Here is a 20,031-nt window from a genome sequence, read left to right as displayed (position 1 = left end):
ACGGACTTCTACCCTTTGTTCATACTTTAAAGAAAAGAGCACACGCCATGATGGACGATAAACTCAATTTCTCTTATCTGTTTGGCTCAAATGCGCCTTATATCGAGGAATTGTACGAGCAGTTCTTGGAAAATCCCAATTCAGTGGAAGAAAACTGGAAACAGTATTTCACCGAATTATCCAAGCAAAAAGGCGCAGTAGGCACAGATGTTGCCCATGCCCCGATTCGGGAGTCTTTTGCCAATTTGGCAAAACAAAAAACTTCCGGCGGCAATGCTGCAGCCATGGATGAAGCCATAATGAAAAAACAGGTAGGCGTATTGCGTTTGATTTCTGCTTACCGCATACAGGGTGTCGGTTCGGCGCAGCTTGATCCTCTGAAACGGATTCCGTCAAAAGATTCCGATGCCCTGAATCCCAAATTCCACGGTTTGACCGATGCTGATATGGCAATACCGTTCAGCATGGGCGACGGCGACTTTTTAGGCCAAGACAAAATGGCCTTGTCCGACATCATCAACAATCTTAAACAAACCTATTGCGGTCATCTGGCTTTGGAATATATGCACATTCCGAGTACCGAAGAGCGCCGCTGGATTCGCAATTATTTCGAAAGCGTGTTATCGACTCCTCACTTCAATGTCGAGCAAAAACGTGAAATCCTGAAAGAATTAACCGCAGCCGAAACCCTTGAGCGTTACCTGCATACCAAATACGTCGGTCAAAAACGTTTCGGTATCGAAGGCGGCGAAAGCGTGATTTCCGGCTTGAACTACCTGATTCAAAATGCCGGTAAAGACGGCGTGGAAGAAGTCATCATCGGCATGGCACACCGAGGCCGTCTGAATGTGTTGGTTAATACCTTGGGTAAAAAACCGGGCGATTTGTTTGCCGAATTTGAAGGCCGTGCCGAAATCAAACACCCAAGCGGCGACGTGAAATACCATATGGGTTTCAGTTCCGATATTGCCACGCCGAACGGCCCGATGCATGTATCGCTGGCATTTAACCCGTCGCATTTGGAAATCGTCAATCCGGTGGTGGAAGGTTCCGCCCGTGCCAAACAGCAGCGTTTGGGCGAAAACGGCCGGGATAAAGTGTTGCCGGTATTGATTCACGGCGACTCTGCATTTATCGGTTTGGGTGTCAATCAGGCAACGTTCAACCTGTCCAAAACCCGTGGTTACGCCACCGGCGGTACGGTTCACATCGTCATCAACAACCAAATCGGCTTTACCACTTCCGATGTGCGGGATACCCGCTCGACCGTGCATTGTACCGACATCGCCAAAATGGTGGCAGCGCCGGTTATCCACGTCAATGGCGATGATCCCGAGCGTGTATGCTTTGCCATTCAAGCAGCCTTGGACTACCGCAAAACATTCAATAAAGACATCGTAATTGATGTGGTATGTTTCCGTAAATGGGGACACAACGAGGGCGATGATCCGACCCTGACCCAGCCGATGATGTATAAAAAAGTGTCGCAGCATCCGGGCGTGCGTGCCAAATATGTCGAGCAGCTGATTGCCGAAGGCGTGGTAACCGCCAAAGAAGCCGATGATTATATTCAGGCATACCGTGATGCTTTGGATAAAGGCGAACATGTCGAACAAACCACATTGAGCAACTTCCAACGCACCCAAATCGACTGGTCGAAATACCAAGGTCAGGATTGGCGGGAAGATGTCGAAACCGGTTTGCCGGCGGCCGATATCCAACGCTTGGCAGAAAAATTCACAGCCGTTCCGGAAGGTTTTGCCCTGCATTCAACAGCCAAACGGGTAATTGAAGCCCGCAAAGCAATGGCGGCTGGCAAGCAACCAATCGACTGGGGTATGGCGGAAACCATCGCTTATGCCAATCTGGTGACCAAGGGTGCGGGCGTACGCATTTCCGGCGAAGATTCCGGCCGCGGTACATTCTCGCACCGCCATGCCGTATTGCACGATCAAAAACGTGAAAAATGGGACGACGGCGCTTATGTTCCGTTGCGCCACATGGGCGAAAACACCGGCGATTTCCTGGTAATCGATTCTATTTTGAACGAAGAAGCCGTGATGGCGTACGAATACGGCTTTGCCTGCTCTGCACCTGACAAACTGACCATTTGGGAAGCCCAATTCGGCGACTTTGCCAATGGCGCACAAGTGGTAATTGACCAATTCTTGTCGTCCGGCGAAACCAAATGGGGCCGTTTGTGCGGTCTGACCACCATTTTGCCGCACGGTTATGACGGTCAAGGCCCGGAACACTCTTCAGGCCGTGTCGAACGCTGGCTGCAGCTGTGTTCCGAAAACAATATGCAGATTATTATGCCGTCTGAAGCGTCGCAAATGTTCCATCTGCTGCAACGCCAAGTGTTGAGTTCATACCGCAAACCGCTGGTTGTGTTTATGTCCAAACGCCTGCTGCGTTTCAAAGATGCCATGAGTCCGCTGGAAAACTTTACCGAAGGCTCACGTTTCTGTCCGGTAATCGGCGATGTTGCCGAACGCAGCAGCAATGAGAGCGTGAAGCGGGTGGTTCTGTGTGCCGGTCAGGTGTATTATGACTTGGCGGCAGGCCGCAAAGAGCGTGGCTTGGAAAACGATGTGGCGATTGTCCGTGTCGAACAGCTGTATCCGTTCCCGTATGACGAACTCAAAGCCGAACTGGCGAAATATCCGAATGCACAACAGATTATCTGGTCGCAGGAAGAGCCGAAAAACCAAGGTGCGTTCTATCAAATCCGCCACCGTTTGGAAGGCGTGTTGGCAGACAATCAAAAACTGTCTTACGCAGGCCGTCCGAGCAGCGCCGCACCGGCTGTCGGCTATATGAGCAAACACGTTGCCCAGTTGAAGCAGTTGGTAGAAGAGGCTTTGACCAAGTAACCCGATACGGCATTCTGTCGGCAAAATGCAGAATGCCGCCATCCCTTATCCCGAGCTTGCGGCAGGGTTGCCGCAAGAGAACATCACAGGCCGTCTGAAAAGGCGGCAACCGGAGAAACAAAATGATTATTGAAGTTAAAGTTCCTATGTTATCTGAAAGCGTATCCGAAGGTACGTTGTTGGAATGGAAGAAAAAAGTCGGTGAAGCCGTTGCCCGCGATGAAATCCTGATCGATATCGAAACCGACAAAGTAGTGTTGGAAGTACCATCACCGCAAGCCGGTGTATTGGTGGAAATCGTGGCACAAGACGGTGAAACCGTTACCGCCGACCAACTGTTGGCACGCATCGATACCGCCGCTACCGCTTCAGAAGCACCGGCCGCCACTGAAGCTGCACCTGCAGCACCGGCTGCTGAAGCTCCTGTTGCCGCAGCTCCGGCACAAGGCAATGCCGCCGCTATGCCTGCGGCTGCCAAACTGGCCGCTGAAAAAGGCGTTGATGTCAATACTCTGCAAGGTTCGGGTCGTGATGGCCGGGTGCTGAAAGAAGACGTGCAAAATGCCGCCGCCAAACCGGCTGCTGCATCTGTGCCTGCAGCAGCGCCGGTGGCTGCCGGTCAGCGTTTGGAACAACGTGTACCGATGAGCCGCCTGCGCGCCCGTGTGGCCGAACGTCTGTTGGCTTCGCAACAAGAAAACGCCATTTTGACTACATTTAACGAAGTCAATATGAAGCCGATTATGGATCTGCGTGCCAAATACAAAGAAAAATTCGAGAAAGAACACGGCACCAAACTGGGCTTTATGTCTTTCTTCGTGAAAGCCGCTGTTGCAGCGCTGAAAAAATATCCGGTGGTCAATGCTTCCGTTGACGGCAACGACATCGTTTACCACGGCTACTTCGACATCGGTATCGCCATCGGCAGCCCGCGCGGTTTGGTTGTACCGATTCTGCGTGATGCCGATCAAATGAGCATTGCCGACATCGAAAAAGCCATCGTGGATTACGCCGTAAAAGCCAAAGACGGCAAAATCGCCTTGGAAGACTTGACCGGCGGTACATTCAGTATTACCAACGGCGGTACATTCGGCTCAATGATGTCCACCCCGATTATCAACCCGCCGCAATCTGCGATTTTGGGTATGCACGCCACTAAAGAGCGTGCCGTCGTAGAAAACGGTCAGGTTGTGGTGCGTCCGATGATGTATCTGGCCCTGTCTTACGACCACCGAATCATTGACGGCCGCGAAGCCGTGCTGACACTGGTTGCCATCAAAGATGCGCTGGAAGACCCTGCACGCCTGCTGTTGGACCTGTAATCCGTTTTCAGACGGCCATTACCTGAAAGGGTAGTTGCCGTCTGAAGCGTTTTGGAAGATTTATTTATCAGGCCGTCTGAAAACCGTGTTTCGGGCGGATTAAACTGTCGCTGAACGGTATTTTCCTGACAACAGGCTGACGCTTTGTGGAAAATAAAATATTTCAGCGGCAAAGAATCAAAGGATTGTATATGTCTCAATATGATGTAGTCGTAATCGGTGCCGGTCCCGGCGGTTATGTAGCCGCTATCCGTGCCGCACAACTGGGTTTCAAAACCGCCTGTATCGATGCGGGCGTGAATAAAGCGGGTACTGCGCCTGCTTTGGGCGGTACTTGCCTGAACGTGGGCTGTATTCCCTCCAAAGCCCTGTTGCAGTCTTCCGAGCATTTCCATGCGGCGCAACACGATTTTGCCGAACACGGTATCAGCGTGGGCGAACTCAAATTCGATGCCGCCAAAATGATTGAACGCAAAGACGCCATCGTTACCAAACTCACCGGCGGCGTGAAATTCCTGCTGCAAAAAAACAAAGTGGACAGCCTGTTCGGTATCGGTTCGTTTGCCGGTAAAAACGGCGATTTTTACCAAATCGAAGTCGATAACAAAGGCGAAAAAACCGTTATCGAAGCCAAAAACGTGATTGTTGCCACCGGCTCTGTACCTCGTCCGTTGCCGCAAATCGCTATCGACAACGTGAACGTGTTGGACAACGAAGGCGCACTGAATCTGACCGAAGTGCCGAAAAAACTCGGTGTCATCGGTTCGGGCGTGATTGGTTTGGAAATGGGTTCGGTATGGAAACGTGTCGGCGCAGACGTAACCATTTTGGAAGCCGCACCGACTTTCTTGGCAGCCGCCGACCAGCAAATTGCCAAAGAAGCGTTTAAATACTTCACCAAAGAACAAGGCTTGGCAATTCATCTGGGCGTGAAAATCGGTGAAATCACCACCGGCGACAACGGCGTAACCGTACAATACGAATTGTCCAACGGCGAAGCGAAAACCGAAGTATTCGACAAACTGATTGTGGCCATTGGCCGCATTCCGAATACCAAGGGTCTGAACGCTGAAGCCGTCGGCTTGGAAAAAGACGAGCGCGGTTTCATCAAAGTGGACGGCGATTGCCGCACCAATGTGGCCAATATCTGGGCCATCGGCGACGTGGTGCGCGGTCCGATGTTGGCGCATAAAGCCAGCGACGAAGGCGTGGCAGTTGCCGAACGCATTGCCGGTCAGAAACCGCATATCGATTTCAACAACATTCCGTTTGTTATCTACACCGATCCCGAAATCGCTTGGGTCGGTAAAACCGAAGAGCAGCTCAAAGCCGAAGGCGTGGAATACCGCAAAGGTACATCCGGCTTCGCCGCCAACGGCCGTGCGTTGGCAATGGGTAAAGCCAAAGGCACCATCAAAGTGTTGGCAGATGCCAAAACCGACCGCATCTTGGGTGTACATATGATCGGGCCGGTAGTCAGCGAATTGGTGTCCGAAGGCGTAACAAGTCTGGAATTCTCCGCCAGCAGCGAAGACATCGCCCGCATTATCCATGCCCACCCGACCTTGTCAGAAGTGTTGCACGAAGCCGCATTGGCAGTGGATAAACGTGCATTGCACGGTTAATCGAATTTAGCCGATTGAAATAGAGGCCGTCTGAAAAGCTGATTTTCAGACGGCCTCTGATTATGTGTTTTATGGGACTGGTTAAAATTTGTTGAAATGAAAAATCTGATATAGTGGGTTTAATTCAAAAGAGGACAAGGCGGCGAGCCGCAGACAGTACAAGTAGTACGGCAAGGCGAGCCAACGCCGTAGTCTTTTGAAGTGAACCCACTATACTTATGTTAAAGCTATAGTGAATTCACTTAATAAACCGTACATTTTTTAAATACCCCTGTTCAATAGCTGTAACTTCAGATGAAAAGCAGCAACTAGTGCAGACGGGAAGTTATTTTTCCAGAGGCGGCCGGAACATATTTGCTTGGTGCGGGGCGCATTTTGCGATATACAATGCGCCCTGATTTAAAATCTCTATGTCTGGCAAGTTCTTCCGGAGTCATTTTATCTTCACTTGTGAAGGAGGACGTTGTCGGCCTGCTGTCGATTTCACGAACCTGTCTGCGAATTTCCTGCACAGCCGGCGACTCTTGCTGGTTTTCGGGTTTGCTCGCCCATTCTGCGGCGAGCCGCCTTGCTTCTTCCTTGTTTTTTTCAAGCGAGGGTCCGCCTATTCTATCTGATTTCATATAGTATATCGGATGAGCTTTAGGCGACTTGGATTTGCTGGTTGCTGGAGAAGCTGCAGCTACACTTGCACTAAAAGCTAAGGTAGCAGGCATTAAAAAAACCAATCCTCGAAAAAAATTTAATTTTGTGTTCATTTTGTAACCTGTCGTGTCGTTTTCTTTTGGTGAAAGTAAAAAGAAGCATAAAAAGCAGAAGTAACTGCTACATGTTATGGCATTTAACGTTAGTAAATATGCTGACAAATAATAAACTTATCATATTTAGTATATCTTTGTAATCAACCAATTTTAACCGGCCCCTGTTTTATTTATCCGAACGAATCATCGACGGGGCATAACGTCCCGCACGTTGCTGCAGGCGGTCGATAACGGTTGCAACATCGGCCGGTGCGCCGTCTGAACACAAGACTTCATAAATAGCCCCGTGCAGGCGGTCGTTGCGGCTGAGGGCCGAGCCGATAAGTTTCCATTCATTGTTGCGGGGCTGAATCCAGCGCTTGTTGGCGGTGTCGCCGAAGCCGAAGATTTTGTAGGACGAACGTTTGTCGCCGCCGAATTGGAAAGACGATTTGGCGCAGAACAAACCTTCCGCCGTCAAATTATCGTAGCCTTGGCTGGAACGGACATTCAGCACATAGCGGATACTGCTGTCGGGCGAGGGCATAACACGGATACTGTCGGTCAGAATCAGAGCGGTTTTGCCGTAGTCTTCGCCGACATAAACCTCCAGCCAGTTGCCTTGGGCAGTATCCGGCAGCGGCGGCAGCTCGGTTTGCTGTTCTTCAAATATCCGTGCGGCTTTTTCGGCATCGGTTTCCCGATAACGGGTATTGACCAAAGTGTCTTTTTCACTGAAATTGACCGCCATCGCCGGAGCGGCGGTCAAAAGGGCGAGCGCAAACAGGCTGAAACGGCGCATGGTGGTTCTCCGAGTTTGAAACGGCTTATTTTAGGGGCTACATCGTGCAGGTGCAAGCAAGTGGGGTATAATTAACCCAATCTTAAATATTGGCGGCGCTCTATCGTGCATTCACCATATTGAGGAATATGCCGCTGCTTCGGAGAACTGACCATGAACCAAACTTTGGATTTAACCGGATTGAAATGCCCGTTGCCGATTCTGCGTGCCAAAAAAGCATTGGCGCAAATGCAGACGGGCGAAGTATTGACGGTACAGGCCACTGATGCCGGTGCGCCGGACGATTTCGCCGCATTTTGCCGCCAAACCGGCCATGAATTGCTGGAATCCCGCACCGAAAACGACGTTTTTATTTTGGTTGTCCGCCGGAAATAAGGGCCAAATCCGCCCGCCGGTTTTCAGACGGCCTGCTGTTTTTCTGAAAACAGACCGATAACTCAAATATTTACAATCTCCGATAAGGAACCCGATCATGCAAACCCTGACCATTATCCGTCCCGACGATATGCACCTGCACCTGCGGGACGGCGAAGCGCTGAAAGCCGTTGTACCATACACCGCCCGCCAAATGGGACGTGCCGTGATTATGCCCAACCTCAAACCGCCGGTTGTCGGCGTGGCAGACGCACTGGCATACCGGCAACGCATTATGGCGGCATTGCCCGAAGGCAGCACGTTTGAACCGCTGATGACGCTGTATCTGACCGACAAAACCACACCGCAAACCGTGCGCGAAGCCAAAGCCGCAGGCATTGTCGCCTTCAAACTGTATCCCGCAGGCGCAACCACCAATTCCGATTCCGGCGTAACCGATTTGTTCAAACTGATTGACGTATTGGAAGAAATGGCAGCGCAGGGCGTATTACTGCTGGTTCACGGCGAAGTAACCGATGCCGAAATCGACATTTTCGACCGTGAAGCCGCCTTTATCGAACGGATTATGAAACCAGTTTTGGCAAAAGTGCCGACATTGAAAGTCGTGTTTGAACACATCACCACCGCCGAAGCAGCACGATTGGTAATGGAAGCGGGTGATAACGTCGCCGCTTCGGTTACCCCGCAGCATTTACTGCTCAACCGCAACGACTTACTGGTCGGCGGTGTCCGTCCGCACCATTTCTGCTTGCCCGTTTTGAAACGGGAAAGCCACCGTCAGGCACTCGTTGCCGCCGTTACCGGCGAAAAATCGCATAAATTCTTTTTGGGTACAGATTCCGCACCGCACGCCAAAACCGCCAAAGAAAACGCCTGCGGCTGCGCCGGCATGTTCAGCGCCATGACCGCCATCGAACTCTACGCCGAAGTATTCGAGCAGGCTGACGCTTTGGACAAACTCGAAGCCTTCTCCTCAAAAAACGGCGCCCGTTTTTACGGCTTGCCCGAAAATACCGACACCCTGACGCTGGTCAAACGCAGCCAAAGCGTTCCACCGAGCATTGCCTACGGCAGCGAAGAATTAGTGCCGATGCGTGCCGGCAGCGAAGTGGCATGGTCGGTGGAATATCGTTAAATCTCTGATTTTCAGACGGCCTAAGCAAGCAAGGCCGTCTGAAAATCAATATTGTTAAATAATATAAACGGAAATATCGGGAAAAATTCGGGTTAGGGCATTTGCAGCGTTTGCCCGAATATTTTTAATCTGTCTGCAAAAGGGATAACAAAGTGCGTTTCTTCGGGTATCGGAACATATTGCAAAATTGCCTGATTTTCTGGTGCAGCGTGGTGGCCGTATTGACGGGCGAACGTTTGCTGATGTGGTTTCATTTTGTTTCGGACAATGTGCGGCAGCAGTTTGCCGCCGATTTTCTACCGCTGCTGACGAAAGGTCTGCTGTTTGACATCAAATATGCGTCAGTATTGGTGGCGTTGCCGCTTGTGGCGGGCATCGCCGTAACGTTCGGGGGCGGGGTACAGCATTATTGCCGACTGTTGCCTAAACTCTTAACCGTTCTGTTTGCGATGGTGTTGGCGGCGGTAATCGGCAACTGGTTTTATTTCGGCGTGTATGGCAGGCCGTTTGATGTGTTCGTGTTTGGATTGATTGACGAAGATACCAAAGCGGTTTTGAAAACCATGTGGTCGGATTATCCTGTGATTCGGGGTTTGCTCGGAGCAGTGGCGGGGGCTTGGGTGTTTGCCAAACTGTTGCCGAAACTGCGTTTGCCGACCGGTGGGCGTTCGGTCGGGAAAGCGGCGTGGGCGTTATTGATATTGTTGCCGGTGGCTTTGACGGCGGTGGGAATACGGGGTTCGTTCGGCAAATTTCCGCTGCGGCAAACAGCGGCGCAGGTCTCGGCAGACAGCAGTATCAACAAATTGGTGCCGAATGCTTTAACCGCTTTGGATTGGGCGGCACGGGAATACCGCAACAGCAGCCGTTTTGAAAAAGTGTCGGATTCAGACGGCATTCAGATTATCAGCCGTCTGCTGGATAAAAATGCTTCAGCCGATTTGCAGCAGTTTGTGTCTTTAACTCCCGTCAATCCGGCGGCAGAAAAACGGCAGCCGAATGTGGTGTTGGCGGTGATGGAAAGCATGAGTGCGCACATTCTCTCATTCGACAACCCGCAACGCCGCCTGCTCGGCGATTTGGAAAGCCATTGGCAGCAGGATTGGGTGTACCGCAAATTTATTTCCGAAGGCGACGGCACCAGCGATACGCTGCACCGCTTTTTCGTCCGCAGCCCACGCTTGGACTTGAGCCAGTCCAATGCCAAAAACAAAATATTTCCGAGCAATGTGTTTAAACCGTATGCCGAAGCAGGTTACCGCACGGTATATATCACGGCGGGCAACGGCGGCTGGCGTGATTTCGATACCTTTCTGCGGCATTTGGGCGTAGATGAATTTATCGACGAAAATACACTGAAAACCCGTTATCCGGAAGCTGAAGCCGCCACTTGGGGCGTGCCGGACGAATTTATGTTCCGCTATGCCGAAGAAGTGTTGCAGCAGGCAGAAAGCAGCGGCAAACCGGTATTCATCATGATGATGTCGGTAACCAACCACCCGCCGTACCGCTTGCCGCCGCCACACCAAGCCCGGGATTTTGCCTTGACGGCGGCCGAGCAGCAACGGCTGTCGGCGCTGGCTTCGGGTAAGGAATTAAACGAAGTGTTCAACACTTTCCGATACAGCAACGACCAACTCGGCAAATTTATCGGCCATGTCAAACAACATGCCGCCGATACCGTTATCGCTGCGACCGGCGACCACAATATGCGCGCCATCGGCTATCCCGAACCGAACGAAACCGCATTGGGACACGGCGTACCGTTTTATCTGTATGTGCCGCAGGCATACCGAAGCAACGCCGTTTACCGGCCCGAACGTGCCGGTTCGCATAAAGACATCATGCCGACCCTTTATGCACTCAGCCTGTCGCAGCGGGCGTATTACCAAACCGGCTGCAATCTGACCGCCGCAACGTCCGATTCGGCATGGTGCGGCTATGGCTACAATCCGGAAGTGCTGATTACCGACAACGGTTTTTATCATCAGGTCAGCAAAATGTTTTACCCGTGGAACGGCAAAGCGCCGCTGCTTGCCGAAACAGCGGCGGCAGCCGTGCCGCAGGCCGATCAGGCTGTGATTCAGCGGGGTAGTGCCTACACCGAATTTTTGGATTGGCAGATTAACCGCATGGTAACCGGCAGGCCGTCTGAAAAATAAGTGATGCACCATGCGGTCTGAATAAAGGCAGCGGTTTTCAGACGGCATGATGCGTCAATCAAGACTTAGAGCAGGAAATGCAGTCGGGTTGATAAAACTAATTTCCTTTAAAAATCATTCGGGTTGATAAAATTCAGTAAAAATCTCGTTCAAACCGCTTGCCAAATGGGCAGATTATCGGCATAATGCCGACTTCTTAGCCGGTATAGCTCAGTTGGTAGAGCACCTGACTTGTAATCAGGGGGTCCCGAGTTCGACTCTTGGTGCCGGCACCAAATTTAAAGCCGTCTGAAAATTCAGTTTTTAGACGGCTTTTCAGTTTCCGAGTAATTCATGATAGGGGTATGTTACGCTGTTATATAGTAAATCAACCGAAAAAATATGACACCACAGCGAGCCACCCTTCCCCTAACCCCTTCCCGCCAGCGGGACGGGGAACAAAGTGCAGGTGGATCAACTTAGCTTGCCGATTTGTACAGAAAATTCGGTGTTTTAACTATATTTTTTGGTAAATGCACGATAAAGCCGTCTGAAAACATGATTTTCAGACGGCTTTATTATCATTCCCTTATCACATTGCCTGAACCAGTTTTCTTAAAAAACGGTCGCAGGCTTCGAGTTGGGCGATTTCGATAAATTCATCGGGTTTGTGTGCCTGCTGGATACTACCGGGGCCGCAGACGATGGTGGGAATGCCGATTTTTTGGAACAGTCCGGCTTCTGTACCATAGGCGACTTTGCGGATGGTGTGGTCGTCGTTTAAGGCACGAACCAGTGCGGTGATGGCGGCTTCTTCGGCGGCTTCCAATGCGGGGGCGGAGGCTTGGCGGTCGATGGCGATGTCGGCGCTGCTGTATTCCTGACGCATTTTCGGCAGCAGTTCGTTTTGGATATAGTCTTCAACCTGCTGTTGGATTTTTTCGGCGGGAATGCCGGGGAGGTTGCGGAATTCGTATTGGAAGCTGCACTGTTCGGGAATGGTGTTCACCGCAATGCCGCCCTGAATCAGGTTGGTGGTCATGGTCGGGAACGGAACGTCGTATTGCTCGTCAAACGGGCCGTTTTGCCGGTAATGGTCGGCGATTTCCCGAATGCGGCAGATTAGTTTGGCGGCGTATTCGATGGCGTTGCAGCCTTTGGGTGTCAATGAGGAGTGGGCGGCTTTGCCGTGGACGCTGCATTTGAACAGGTTGATGCCTTTGTGTGCCACAATCACCTGCATATTGGTCGGTTCGCCGACAATGCAGCCGTCAATCTGCTGGCCTTTTTGCTGAATGGCTTCAATCATCACCGGTGCGCCGGCGCAGCCGACTTCTTCATCGTAGGAGAGGGCGAAGTGAATCGGTTTGGCACGTTTCTGCTGCACCCATTCCGGCACCAACGACAGTGCCGAGGCGATAAAGCCTTTCATATCGCATGAGCCTCGACCATAGAGGCGTTGTTCCCGTTCGGTTAATACAAACGGATCGCTGCTCCATTGCTGACCGTCCACCGGCACGACATCGGTGTGTCCCGACAAAGCAATGCCGCCTTGGGTATTGCCGTCTGAATCGGGCAGGGTGGCAAACAGATTGGCTTTGGTGCCTTCGGGATTGCCCGCCAGCCATACCCGCAAACCGTAGCTTTCCAAATAGTTTTTGACGGTTTCGATTAATTCCAGATTGGAATGGCGGCTGGTGGTGTCGAATGCGACCAGTTTTTCCAGCCATTGGCGGCTGGTGAGGATTTCGGACATGGTTTTTTCCTTTGTATCGCAGAAACCTGCGTTGCTGCATTATATATTTCCCGACCATGCAAGATTGCCGGTTAAATATTGTCAAAATGTTAAAAGCGTGGGAAACTTGGTAAAGAAATGTATAGCTATTCTAAATTCAAAGGAGAGACGATGCAATCAACAACAGCCAAAATCCGCAATCTGGCGGCGGCAATTATCGGCAATGCGTTGGAATGGTATGATTTTCTCGTTTTCGCATTTATGACACCGATTATTTCAACCCTGTTTTTCCCGACACCGGCGGCGGACGGCAGCGCCGGTTCGGAACTCAACAGTATTTTGCTGATGACCGCTATTTTTGGGGTCGGCTTTTTTATGCGCCCGATTGGCGGCGTAATTTTGGGATTATATGCCGACCGCAAAGGGCGCAAGGCTGCGATGGTGTTGGTAACCGGCATGATGGCGGTATCGCTGGCACTGATTGCGTTTGCACCGACTTATCAGGCTGTCGGCATACTGGCACCGCTGCTGGTATTGACGGCACGTTTGATGCAGGGCTTTTCCGCAGGCGGCGAATTCGGCACGGCCACTGCACTGCTGATTGAAATGGCACCACCAGGCAAGCGGGGATTTTACGGCTCATGGCAGATGACGGGGCAGATGATCGGTTTGGTGCTGGGCGCATCAGCCGGTGCATTGATGACCGCCTTGTTTTCTCAGGCAGAAATCGAGGCGTGGGCATGGCGGATTCCGTTTATTTTCGGTTTGGTGATTATTCCGGTTGCCGTCTATATCCGCCGCAAGCTCGATGAAACCGAAGTATTCAAGCAAACCAAACAGCAGCAGCGGAACGAGGGCGGAAAAACGGCGGTTTGGCCGACCCTGCGTGCCGCATGGCGTGAAATTTTCATCGGCATTGGTTTGGTTGCCGCCGCAACGGTTACGGTTTATATCACGTTTACCTATTTGGTAACTTATTCCGTGAAAGTTTTGGGGCTGACCTTGGAACAGGCATTTCAGGCACAGCTGGTCGGAGCGGTGTGGGTGGTGCTGCTGACCCCTTTATTCGGCCTGCTTTCCGACAAAATCGGCCGCAGAAAAATTTTAACGCTGTCGCTGGGCGCATTCCTGCTGCTGATTTATCCTTTATATGCTTGGCTGTCGGGCGCACCTTCCGCAGAAAAGCTGATTGCGGTGCAACTGATTGCCGGCGTATGCGCTGCCGCCTTTTTCGCCGTGTTCAGCACGGTGATGGCGGGACTGTTTCCGCCGCAGGTGCGGGGCTTGGGCTTGGCACTTTCATATAACACCGCTGTTTTGCTGATTGGCGGATTTGCCCAATTCATCGTTACTTGGCTGATCCAGCAGACCGGTTCGCCCCTGTCGCCCGCTTATTACGTGATGTTCGGCTTGGGCTTGGGTTTTATCTCGGCATTGTTGCTGGGCAAGCGCGCCGACAGGGAATCAGAGCAATAAGCACTTTTCAGACGGCTTGAGCTGATGAGTTGAGGCCGTCTGAAAATCAGGTTGGAATTGAATTGGGGGAGAACCAGCAAATTCAATTCAGTTAATTTGCGATACAATACAAAAACCGCTTCCGAGCATATCGGAAGCGGTTTTTGTATTGTTTTGCGGAAACTTATTTCCAGTAGCGCCACCAAGGCATATCGTCCGGTTTCCAATCGTGTTGCAGAAACGGGCTGTTGGGGAAGTTGTGTGCCAACACACGGCGGGTGTCTTCGGCAAGCTGGGGTTTGCCGAGTTTTTTGTATGAGAGTTCCATCATCGCCAGCGCTTCTTCGACAAAGCGGGTGTTTTGGTAGCGTTGGACGATTTTTTGGGCCCGGCTCGAGGCGGCGATATAGGCACCCCGTTTCAGATAATAGCGGGCAACCGCCATTTCGTTGCCGGCCAGTGCGTCAACCAGTTTGGCCATGCGGACGACGGCATCGGGCGTGTATTTGCTGTCGGGGTATTGTGCCACCAGTTGCGCAAAAACACGGTAGGCTTCCAAGTTGGCTTTCGGGTCGCGGTCGGCCCAGTCTTGCGAGGCGAGCTTGTTGAGGAAGGATTGGTCTTCATTGAAAGCGGTCAGACCTTGCAGATAGAGGGCGTAGTCCATATTCGGGTGCTGCGGATACTGGCGCTGGAAGCGGGCAATCGTGGCCAGCGCTTTTTCACGTTCGCCGTCTTTATAATAGGCATAGGCAGTATCCAGCAACGAGTGCTGCGAATGGCGGCTGCTCGGGAAGCGGGATTCCAAAATTTCGTAGAGTTTGACGGCACGGGTATAATTGTGGCTGTTCAGTTCGTCTTGCGCTTCTGCATAGAGTTGTTCTACACTCCAATCCTGAGTAATTTGGGCATCTTTATCGACTGTGCCTTTTTGCGTATTGGCGCAGGCAGCGAGTGCGACACTTAGAGAAACTACTAAAAGAATTTTTTTCATGCAAAATACTTCCTTTGATAATGAAGCCGATTATAGCGATGATTCGGACTTTTCGGCAGCCCCTGAAACAGAAAGTTGTGTTAATTTAACCGTACCTTTGGAAATGGCGGGTTTACGTTTGGATGCCGCACTGGCAAAACTGATGCCGGATTATTCCCGCAGCCGCCTTGCCGCCTGGATTAAAGACGGCGCAGTTATTGTAAACGATAAACCGGCTTTGCCGAAAGATAAATTAATCGGTGGGGAGTTTATCACAGTTACCGTACGTCCGAGTGAAGAAAATTTGGCGTTTGCGCCCGAAGCCATGGATTTGGATATTGTTTACGAAGACGATACCGTGATTGTGGTCAATAAACCGGCGGGTTTGGTCGTCCATCCGGCGGCGGGCAACTGGAGCGGCACGCTGCTCAACGGTCTGCTGGCGCATTGTCCGGAATTGTCGCAAGTGCCGAGGGCGGGGATTGTGCATCGTTTGGACAAAGAAACCAGCGGTCTGATGGTGGTGGCCAAAACCTTGCCGGCACAAAATGCGCTGGTGCAGCAGCTTCAGGCGAGAACGGTGAAACGGATTTACCGTGCCGTTGCCAACGGCGTTGTGCCGTTTGACGGCAAAATCGATACCTTAATCGGTCGCGATCCGCACAACCGCCTGAAAATGGCGGTGGTCAAATACGGCGGCAAACCCGCAGTAACCCATATTAAAGTGTTGGAACGTTATCCGGCGCACAGCTATATTGAATGTGCTTTGGAAACCGGCCGCACCCATCAGATTCGGGTGCATATGCGGGAAGCCAACCACCCGCTGGCGGCCGATCCGGTGTACGGTAATCCCCGCCACCCGTGCAGCGAGGTGGCGAAAGAGGCGGTGAAAAGTCTGGGCGCGCGCCAAGCGCTGCATGCCTACCGCTTGAGTTTTGTCCACCCGAAAACGCAGGAAACCGTTTCTTTTGAAGCACCGATGCCGCAAGACATGTATCATCTGTTGTCGGTATTGCGTTTGGAAGCCGGTTTGGATTCTTCCCTGAGCCACGAAGAAGAGTGGCAGGACAAGCTGGATTGCGATGACGACGATGACTGGAACGAAGACGACTACGATGTAGAAGTGGTGTACGTTCGGGATTAAACGCCGCATTGCGTGCATTTTCAGACGGCCTCAAACGGCAAGGCCGTCTGAAAAAGGAACAATATGAAAACATTAAACGAAACCTTGGGCATTCACATTCCCAATACGCCGTTTCTGACGGCAGACTGGCCGGCGCCAAAATCTGTGAAAACCCTGATTACCACCCGCAACGGCGGTGTCAGTGGCGGCGTGTTTGCCTCGCTGAATGTGGGTGCGCATGTCGGCGATAATCCGCAACACGTTGAGCGAAATCGGGAAATTGTGCAGCAGCAGGTCGGCGTGCCGGTGGCGTATCTCAACCAAATCCACAGCGCTACCGTGGTGCGGGCCGCAGATGCGCTGCACGACACGCCCGATGCCGATGCCTCAGTGGACGACAGCGGCCTTGCCGCCTGCGCCAGCATGACGGCAGACTGTTTGCCGGTGTTGTTTTGCGACCGTGCCGGAACGGTGGTTGCCGCCGCCCATGCCGGCTGGCGGGGCTTGGCGGGCGGCGTGTTGCAGAATACCGTGCGTGCCATGAAGGTTGCGCCCGAAGAAATCATGGCCTATCTCGGTCCCGCCATCGGGCCGGACGCATTTGAAGTCGGGCAGGACGTTGCCGACGCATTCTGCAGGCAGATGCCCGAAGCCGAAACCGCATTCAGCGACATCGGCGGCGGCAAATACCTTGCCGATATTTACGCCTTGGCACGCATGACGCTGCGTAGGGAAGGCGTGCATTTGGTTTACGGCGGCGAACGTTGCACGGTTTTGGAACGGGATACCTTTTTTTCCTACCGCAGAGACGGGCAGACCGGCCGCATGGTCAGCCTGATTTGGCTGGATAAAAGCGGCGTTTAATTCCGGATTGCCGCATTGCCCGTTCCCCATTTTTCGGAAACAGAAAACCTTATGAAAAAAATCATTGTTATTGCCGCCGCATTGCTGCTTTCCGCCTGCGGATTCCATCTCAAAGGCAGCCAAGGCCTGTCCGGCAATTTGCCGTATCAGCATTGGTCGGTCAGCGGCGGCGCATTGCAGGCAGCGTTGGAAACCGCTTTGCGCCGTGCCGACGGTATGCCGGTGGCGGTAAATCAGGCGCAAGCCGACATTGCTGTTACCCATGTTGATAACCGCCGGGAGGTGTACACCATTACCCGTGCCGCCGACATCAACGAATATCTGCTGACGCTGCATGTGCGGGCGCAGGCAAGCCGACACGGCAAGCCGCTGGGCGAACCGTTTGAGGTGTATGCCCACCGCACCATGAACTATACCGACAGCGAAGTGTTGGGTAAGGAAGAAGAAGGGCAGACCATTTGGTCGGAAATGTACGCCGATGCCGCCGAACAGATCGTCCGCCGCCTGACATTTATGAAAGCGGCAGACTGATGGCGGATATTTCGTCCCTCGACACCGGCAAACCGCTGAAGCCGCTGTATATCATTCACGGCGAAGAAGATTTGCTGCGGATTGAAGCGCTGGACGCTCTGCGTGCCGCCGCCCGCCGACAGGGTTATCTCAATCGGGAAGTCTATACCGCCGATACTCATTTTGATTGGCAGGAATTGTTGCAGTCGGCGGGCAGCATCGGTCTGTTTGCCGATTTGAAACTGCTGGAAGTCCATATTCCCAACGGCAAACCGGGCAAAAACGGCGGCGAAGCCCTGCAGACGCTAGCCGCCAATTTGCCCGAAGATACCGTAACCGTGGTGTTGTTGCCCAAACTGGAAAAGGCGCAGACACAGGCAAAATGGTTTGGCGCATTGGCCGCCAAAGGCGAAGTGTTGGAAGCCAAAGCCGTCAGTACCGCCGCCTTGCCGCAATGGATACAAGGCCGTCTGAAAAAGCAGGGTTTGGCGATTGAGGCAGACGCTTTGGCGCTGTTTGCTGAACGGGTGGAAGGCAATCTGCTGGCCGCCAAACAGGAAATCGACAAACTGGCGCTGCTGCACCCGAAAAATCATGTGCTGAATATCGAAGATGCCGAGGCCGCCGTCGCCAACGTGGCACGCTTTGACGTGTTCCAACTGGCAGGCGCATGGATGAGCGGCGATGCCGTGCGCACCAACCGCCTGTTGGATGGTTTGGAAGAAGAGGGCGAAGAACCGGTATTGCTGTTGTGGGCGGTGGCAGAAGACATCCGGATGCTGATTCGGCTGACCGCCGCCCTCAAGCAGGGGCAGAATGTCGCCGCACTGCGCAACAGCCTGCGCCTGTGGGGCGAAAAACAGACGCTGGCACCAAAGACCGCCAAACGGATTTCCGTTGCCCGACTGCTGGACGCGCTTAAAACCTGTGCCAAAATCGACCGTATGATCAAAGGTGCAGAAAGCGGCGACGCATGGGCGGAATTCAAACAACTGGTTGCCGGATTGGCCGCATGAAACAGAGCAGCGGAAACTGAAAAAGTACGGTAAAATAGCGCCCATTATATCGAGTGCCGCCGTTTCACTTTTCAGACGGCATCAAATTTTTAAGGAACCTAACCTATGGATAAAAAAACAAAAATCCGCTTAGGCGGGCTGCTGTTGCTGGCAACCGCCGTCTTGAGCCTGATTTTGGTATTGATTGTCGATTCATGGCCGCTGGCCATTTTATTGGCCGTTATCATTGCAGCCGCAGCAGTCGGCGGCTTTTTCTGGACCTCCCGCCGCCAGCAGCGCCAATTTATCGAACGCCTGAAAAAATTCGACATCGACCCTGAAAAAGGCCGACTCAACGAAGCCAACCTGCGCCGGATGTACCACAGCGGCGGCCAACACCAAAAAGATGCCGTTACCCTGATTTGTCTGGCACAAAAATGCTCGGTGGAAGAAGCCCACGCCCTGTTCAAAAAACGCCCGAGCCGTCAGGAAATGAACCAAATGGCGGCACGTCAGGCCAAAGGCCAGCGCCGTCCGCACCGCTGATTCAGACGAACACGCACGCAGTCTGTCTGCGGATTAACCGCAGGCAGGCTTTCTGACATTTAGCTTGCATTAGTTTATGACGGGCTGAATGAATTAGGAATGTGTGCTAGAAATACAGTTAATTCACGGAATAGAGCGGCGTTGGCTAACTGTATCAGATTACCTCTACTGTCTTCAGTTTGCCGCCTTGTCCTATTTTAAAAGTAAATCTGCGCTATGACCCCGTTTCCGACCGCCCCCCTCAAACGCCGCTTTGCCGCCTTGGTGTACGAATTGCTGCTGGTCAGCGCCGTAACCGCCGTAACCGCCATTGTTGCCGGTATCTCCGCCATTGCCCTTAATCCCGTTTCAACCTATCTTTCCGGATTGGTTACTGCCCTGCTGATGCAGGCGGGTTGGTGGTATTATTTCCGCAGCAACTGGCTGAAAAAAGGGCAAACGCTGGCGATGCAGACTTGGAAAATCGGCCTCTGCAACCAACAAGGCGTGCAACCGCCGTTGCCGCAGCTGCGCAGCCGTTTTCTCTGGGCCAGCGTGTTTATCGTCTTTATCCCCCTGCTGGCATACGCCGCCCTGCGCCAACAGTTCGGTATCCCGCCCATGCCCGCCTTTGCCGCCTCACTGTTTTGGCTGATTCTTCCATGGGGTTTTGCATGGCTCAACCCCGACCGCCAGTTTCTCTACGACTTTTTAGCGGGAACAAGGCTGGTGGATTTGAAAGCGGAATAATTCACCACAAATTACCGACTATACTATAGTGGATTCACGATACAAGGCCGTCTGAAAATCGGGGTTCCAATTTTCAGACGGCCTC

Annotated in this window: 17 protein-coding genes and 1 tRNA gene; 14 read left to right on the top strand and 4 right to left on the bottom strand. The window is 52.5% G+C overall.

The window, feature by feature from the left end:
- Positions 1 to 47: 47 nt before the first annotated feature.
- The 3 genes from PJU73_RS05815 (at position 48) to lpdA (ending at position 5,823) form a co-directional block, all read left to right on the top strand.
- Positions 48 to 2,876: a 2-oxoglutarate dehydrogenase E1 component gene (locus tag PJU73_RS05815; RefSeq protein ID WP_237091430.1), complete on the top strand. Its 2,829-nt coding sequence runs from the start codon at positions 48 to 50 to the stop codon at positions 2,874 to 2,876.
- Positions 2,877 to 2,998: 122 nt separating this feature from the next.
- Positions 2,999 to 4,198, top strand: coding sequence for a 2-oxoglutarate dehydrogenase complex dihydrolipoyllysine-residue succinyltransferase (gene odhB / locus PJU73_RS05810; protein WP_237091429.1), 1,200 nt, complete (start codon positions 2,999 to 3,001; stop codon positions 4,196 to 4,198).
- Between the two features lie 191 nt (positions 4,199 to 4,389).
- Positions 4,390 to 5,823: a dihydrolipoyl dehydrogenase gene (gene lpdA / locus PJU73_RS05805; protein ID WP_237091428.1), complete on the top strand. Its 1,434-nt coding sequence runs from the start codon at positions 4,390 to 4,392 to the stop codon at positions 5,821 to 5,823.
- Between the two features lie 308 nt (positions 5,824 to 6,131).
- Here the strand turns inward: lpdA and PJU73_RS05800 are convergent, their stop codons facing one another.
- Positions 6,132 to 6,581, bottom strand: a complete 450-nt coding sequence (locus tag PJU73_RS05800; RefSeq protein WP_237091427.1) for a hypothetical protein — start codon at positions 6,579 to 6,581, stop codon at positions 6,132 to 6,134.
- Positions 6,582 to 6,750: 169 nt separating this feature from the next.
- Positions 6,751 to 7,365, bottom strand: coding sequence for a CNP1-like family protein (locus tag PJU73_RS05795; protein ID WP_237091426.1), 615 nt, complete (start codon positions 7,363 to 7,365; stop codon positions 6,751 to 6,753).
- A 153-nt stretch (positions 7,366 to 7,518) separates the two neighbouring features.
- Between PJU73_RS05795 and PJU73_RS05790 the strand changes: the two genes are divergently transcribed.
- The 4 genes from PJU73_RS05790 to PJU73_RS05775 all read left to right on the top strand — a co-directional run bounded on the left by PJU73_RS05790 (position 7,519) and on the right by PJU73_RS05775 (position 11,312).
- On the top strand, positions 7,519 to 7,740 hold the full coding sequence (locus PJU73_RS05790; protein ID WP_237091425.1) for a sulfurtransferase TusA family protein: 222 nt from the start codon (positions 7,519 to 7,521) through the stop codon (positions 7,738 to 7,740).
- Between the two features lie 97 nt (positions 7,741 to 7,837).
- Positions 7,838 to 8,875 (top strand): dihydroorotase, encoded by a 1,038-nt coding sequence (gene pyrC, locus PJU73_RS05785; RefSeq protein ID WP_237091424.1) that lies wholly within the window; start codon positions 7,838 to 7,840, stop codon positions 8,873 to 8,875.
- Between the two features lie 179 nt (positions 8,876 to 9,054).
- The gene (locus PJU73_RS05780; RefSeq protein WP_237091423.1) at positions 9,055 to 11,037 is read left to right on the top strand and encodes an LTA synthase family protein; all 1,983 of its coding nucleotides are present in this window, start codon (positions 9,055 to 9,057) and stop codon (positions 11,035 to 11,037) included.
- Between the two features lie 199 nt (positions 11,038 to 11,236).
- A tRNA-Thr gene (locus PJU73_RS05775) sits at positions 11,237 to 11,312 on the top strand.
- Between the two features lie 296 nt (positions 11,313 to 11,608).
- On the opposite strand, the gene argE is transcribed toward PJU73_RS05775, so the two are convergent.
- On the bottom strand, positions 11,609 to 12,772 hold the full coding sequence (gene argE / locus PJU73_RS05770; RefSeq protein ID WP_237091422.1) for an acetylornithine deacetylase: 1,164 nt from the start codon (positions 12,770 to 12,772) through the stop codon (positions 11,609 to 11,611).
- A 150-nt stretch (positions 12,773 to 12,922) separates the two neighbouring features.
- On the opposite strand from argE, the gene PJU73_RS05765 reads away from it, so the two are divergent.
- Positions 12,923 to 14,227 (top strand): MFS transporter, encoded by a 1,305-nt coding sequence (locus PJU73_RS05765; RefSeq protein ID WP_237091421.1) that lies wholly within the window; start codon positions 12,923 to 12,925, stop codon positions 14,225 to 14,227.
- Between the two features lie 163 nt (positions 14,228 to 14,390).
- On the opposite strand, the gene PJU73_RS05760 is transcribed toward PJU73_RS05765, so the two are convergent.
- Positions 14,391 to 15,200 carry an outer membrane protein assembly factor BamD gene (locus PJU73_RS05760; RefSeq protein WP_237091420.1) on the bottom strand — a complete coding sequence of 270 codons (810 nt, stop codon included), beginning with the start codon at positions 15,198 to 15,200 and terminating at the stop codon, positions 14,391 to 14,393.
- Between PJU73_RS05760 and rluD the strand changes: the two genes are divergently transcribed.
- The 6 genes from rluD to PJU73_RS05730 all read left to right on the top strand — a co-directional run bounded on the left by rluD (position 15,199) and on the right by PJU73_RS05730 (position 19,946).
- The gene (gene rluD, locus PJU73_RS05755; protein WP_237091419.1) at positions 15,199 to 16,323 is read left to right on the top strand and encodes a 23S rRNA pseudouridine(1911/1915/1917) synthase RluD; all 1,125 of its coding nucleotides are present in this window, start codon (positions 15,199 to 15,201) and stop codon (positions 16,321 to 16,323) included. The genes PJU73_RS05760 and rluD overlap by 2 nt on opposite strands.
- Before the next feature lie 63 nt (positions 16,324 to 16,386).
- Positions 16,387 to 17,166 carry a peptidoglycan editing factor PgeF gene (gene pgeF, locus PJU73_RS05750; RefSeq protein WP_237091418.1) on the top strand — a complete coding sequence of 260 codons (780 nt, stop codon included), beginning with the start codon at positions 16,387 to 16,389 and terminating at the stop codon, positions 17,164 to 17,166.
- Between the two features lie 51 nt (positions 17,167 to 17,217).
- On the top strand, positions 17,218 to 17,697 hold the full coding sequence (locus PJU73_RS05745) for an LPS-assembly lipoprotein LptE (protein WP_237091417.1): 480 nt from the start codon (positions 17,218 to 17,220) through the stop codon (positions 17,695 to 17,697).
- Entirely contained in the window at positions 17,697 to 18,692 is a 996-nt protein-coding gene (gene holA / locus PJU73_RS05740; RefSeq protein ID WP_237091416.1) for a DNA polymerase III subunit delta, read from the top strand. Before PJU73_RS05745 ends, holA begins: the two co-directional genes overlap by 1 nt.
- Before the next feature lie 105 nt (positions 18,693 to 18,797).
- Positions 18,798 to 19,217, top strand: coding sequence for a hypothetical protein (locus tag PJU73_RS05735; RefSeq protein ID WP_237091415.1), 420 nt, complete (start codon positions 18,798 to 18,800; stop codon positions 19,215 to 19,217).
- A gap of 216 nt (positions 19,218 to 19,433) precedes the next feature.
- Positions 19,434 to 19,946 (top strand): RDD family protein, encoded by a 513-nt coding sequence (locus tag PJU73_RS05730; RefSeq protein WP_237091414.1) that lies wholly within the window; start codon positions 19,434 to 19,436, stop codon positions 19,944 to 19,946.
- The last annotated feature ends 85 nt before the right edge of the window (positions 19,947 to 20,031 follow it).

This window comes from Neisseria lisongii, from assembly GCF_028463985.1.
Classification (GTDB): domain Bacteria; phylum Pseudomonadota; class Gammaproteobacteria; order Burkholderiales; family Neisseriaceae; genus Neisseria; species Neisseria lisongii.
The sequence above is the reverse complement of the archived record's forward strand: the minus strand, read 5'-3'. Positions and strand labels throughout refer to the sequence as shown.

Coding starts and splice junctions, on each gene's coding strand:
- PJU73_RS05745 (WP_237091417.1), top strand. CDS start 17,218: ATGAAAAAAATCATTGTTATTGCCGCCGCATTGCTGCTTTCCGCCTGC.
- PJU73_RS05795 (WP_237091426.1), bottom strand. CDS start 7,365: ATGCGCCGTTTCAGCCTGTTTGCGCTCGCCCTTTTGACCGCCGCTCCG.
- PJU73_RS05760 (WP_237091420.1), bottom strand. CDS start 15,200: ATGAAAAAAATTCTTTTAGTAGTTTCTCTAAGTGTCGCACTCGCTGCC.
- PJU73_RS05815 (WP_237091430.1), top strand. CDS start 48: ATGATGGACGATAAACTCAATTTCTCTTATCTGTTTGGCTCAAATGCG.
- rluD (WP_237091419.1), top strand. CDS start 15,199: ATGCAAAATACTTCCTTTGATAATGAAGCCGATTATAGCGATGATTCG.
- pyrC (WP_237091424.1), top strand. CDS start 7,838: ATGCAAACCCTGACCATTATCCGTCCCGACGATATGCACCTGCACCTG.
- PJU73_RS05735 (WP_237091415.1), top strand. CDS start 18,798: ATGGATAAAAAAACAAAAATCCGCTTAGGCGGGCTGCTGTTGCTGGCA.
- pgeF (WP_237091418.1), top strand. CDS start 16,387: ATGAAAACATTAAACGAAACCTTGGGCATTCACATTCCCAATACGCCG.
- argE (WP_237091422.1), bottom strand. CDS start 12,772: ATGTCCGAAATCCTCACCAGCCGCCAATGGCTGGAAAAACTGGTCGCA.
- PJU73_RS05790 (WP_237091425.1), top strand. CDS start 7,519: ATGAACCAAACTTTGGATTTAACCGGATTGAAATGCCCGTTGCCGATT.
- holA (WP_237091416.1), top strand. CDS start 17,697: ATGGCGGATATTTCGTCCCTCGACACCGGCAAACCGCTGAAGCCGCTG.
- odhB (WP_237091429.1), top strand. CDS start 2,999: ATGATTATTGAAGTTAAAGTTCCTATGTTATCTGAAAGCGTATCCGAA.
- PJU73_RS05730 (WP_237091414.1), top strand. CDS start 19,434: ATGACCCCGTTTCCGACCGCCCCCCTCAAACGCCGCTTTGCCGCCTTG.
- PJU73_RS05765 (WP_237091421.1), top strand. CDS start 12,923: ATGCAATCAACAACAGCCAAAATCCGCAATCTGGCGGCGGCAATTATC.
- PJU73_RS05800 (WP_237091427.1), bottom strand. CDS start 6,581: ATGAACACAAAATTAAATTTTTTTCGAGGATTGGTTTTTTTAATGCCT.
- lpdA (WP_237091428.1), top strand. CDS start 4,390: ATGTCTCAATATGATGTAGTCGTAATCGGTGCCGGTCCCGGCGGTTAT.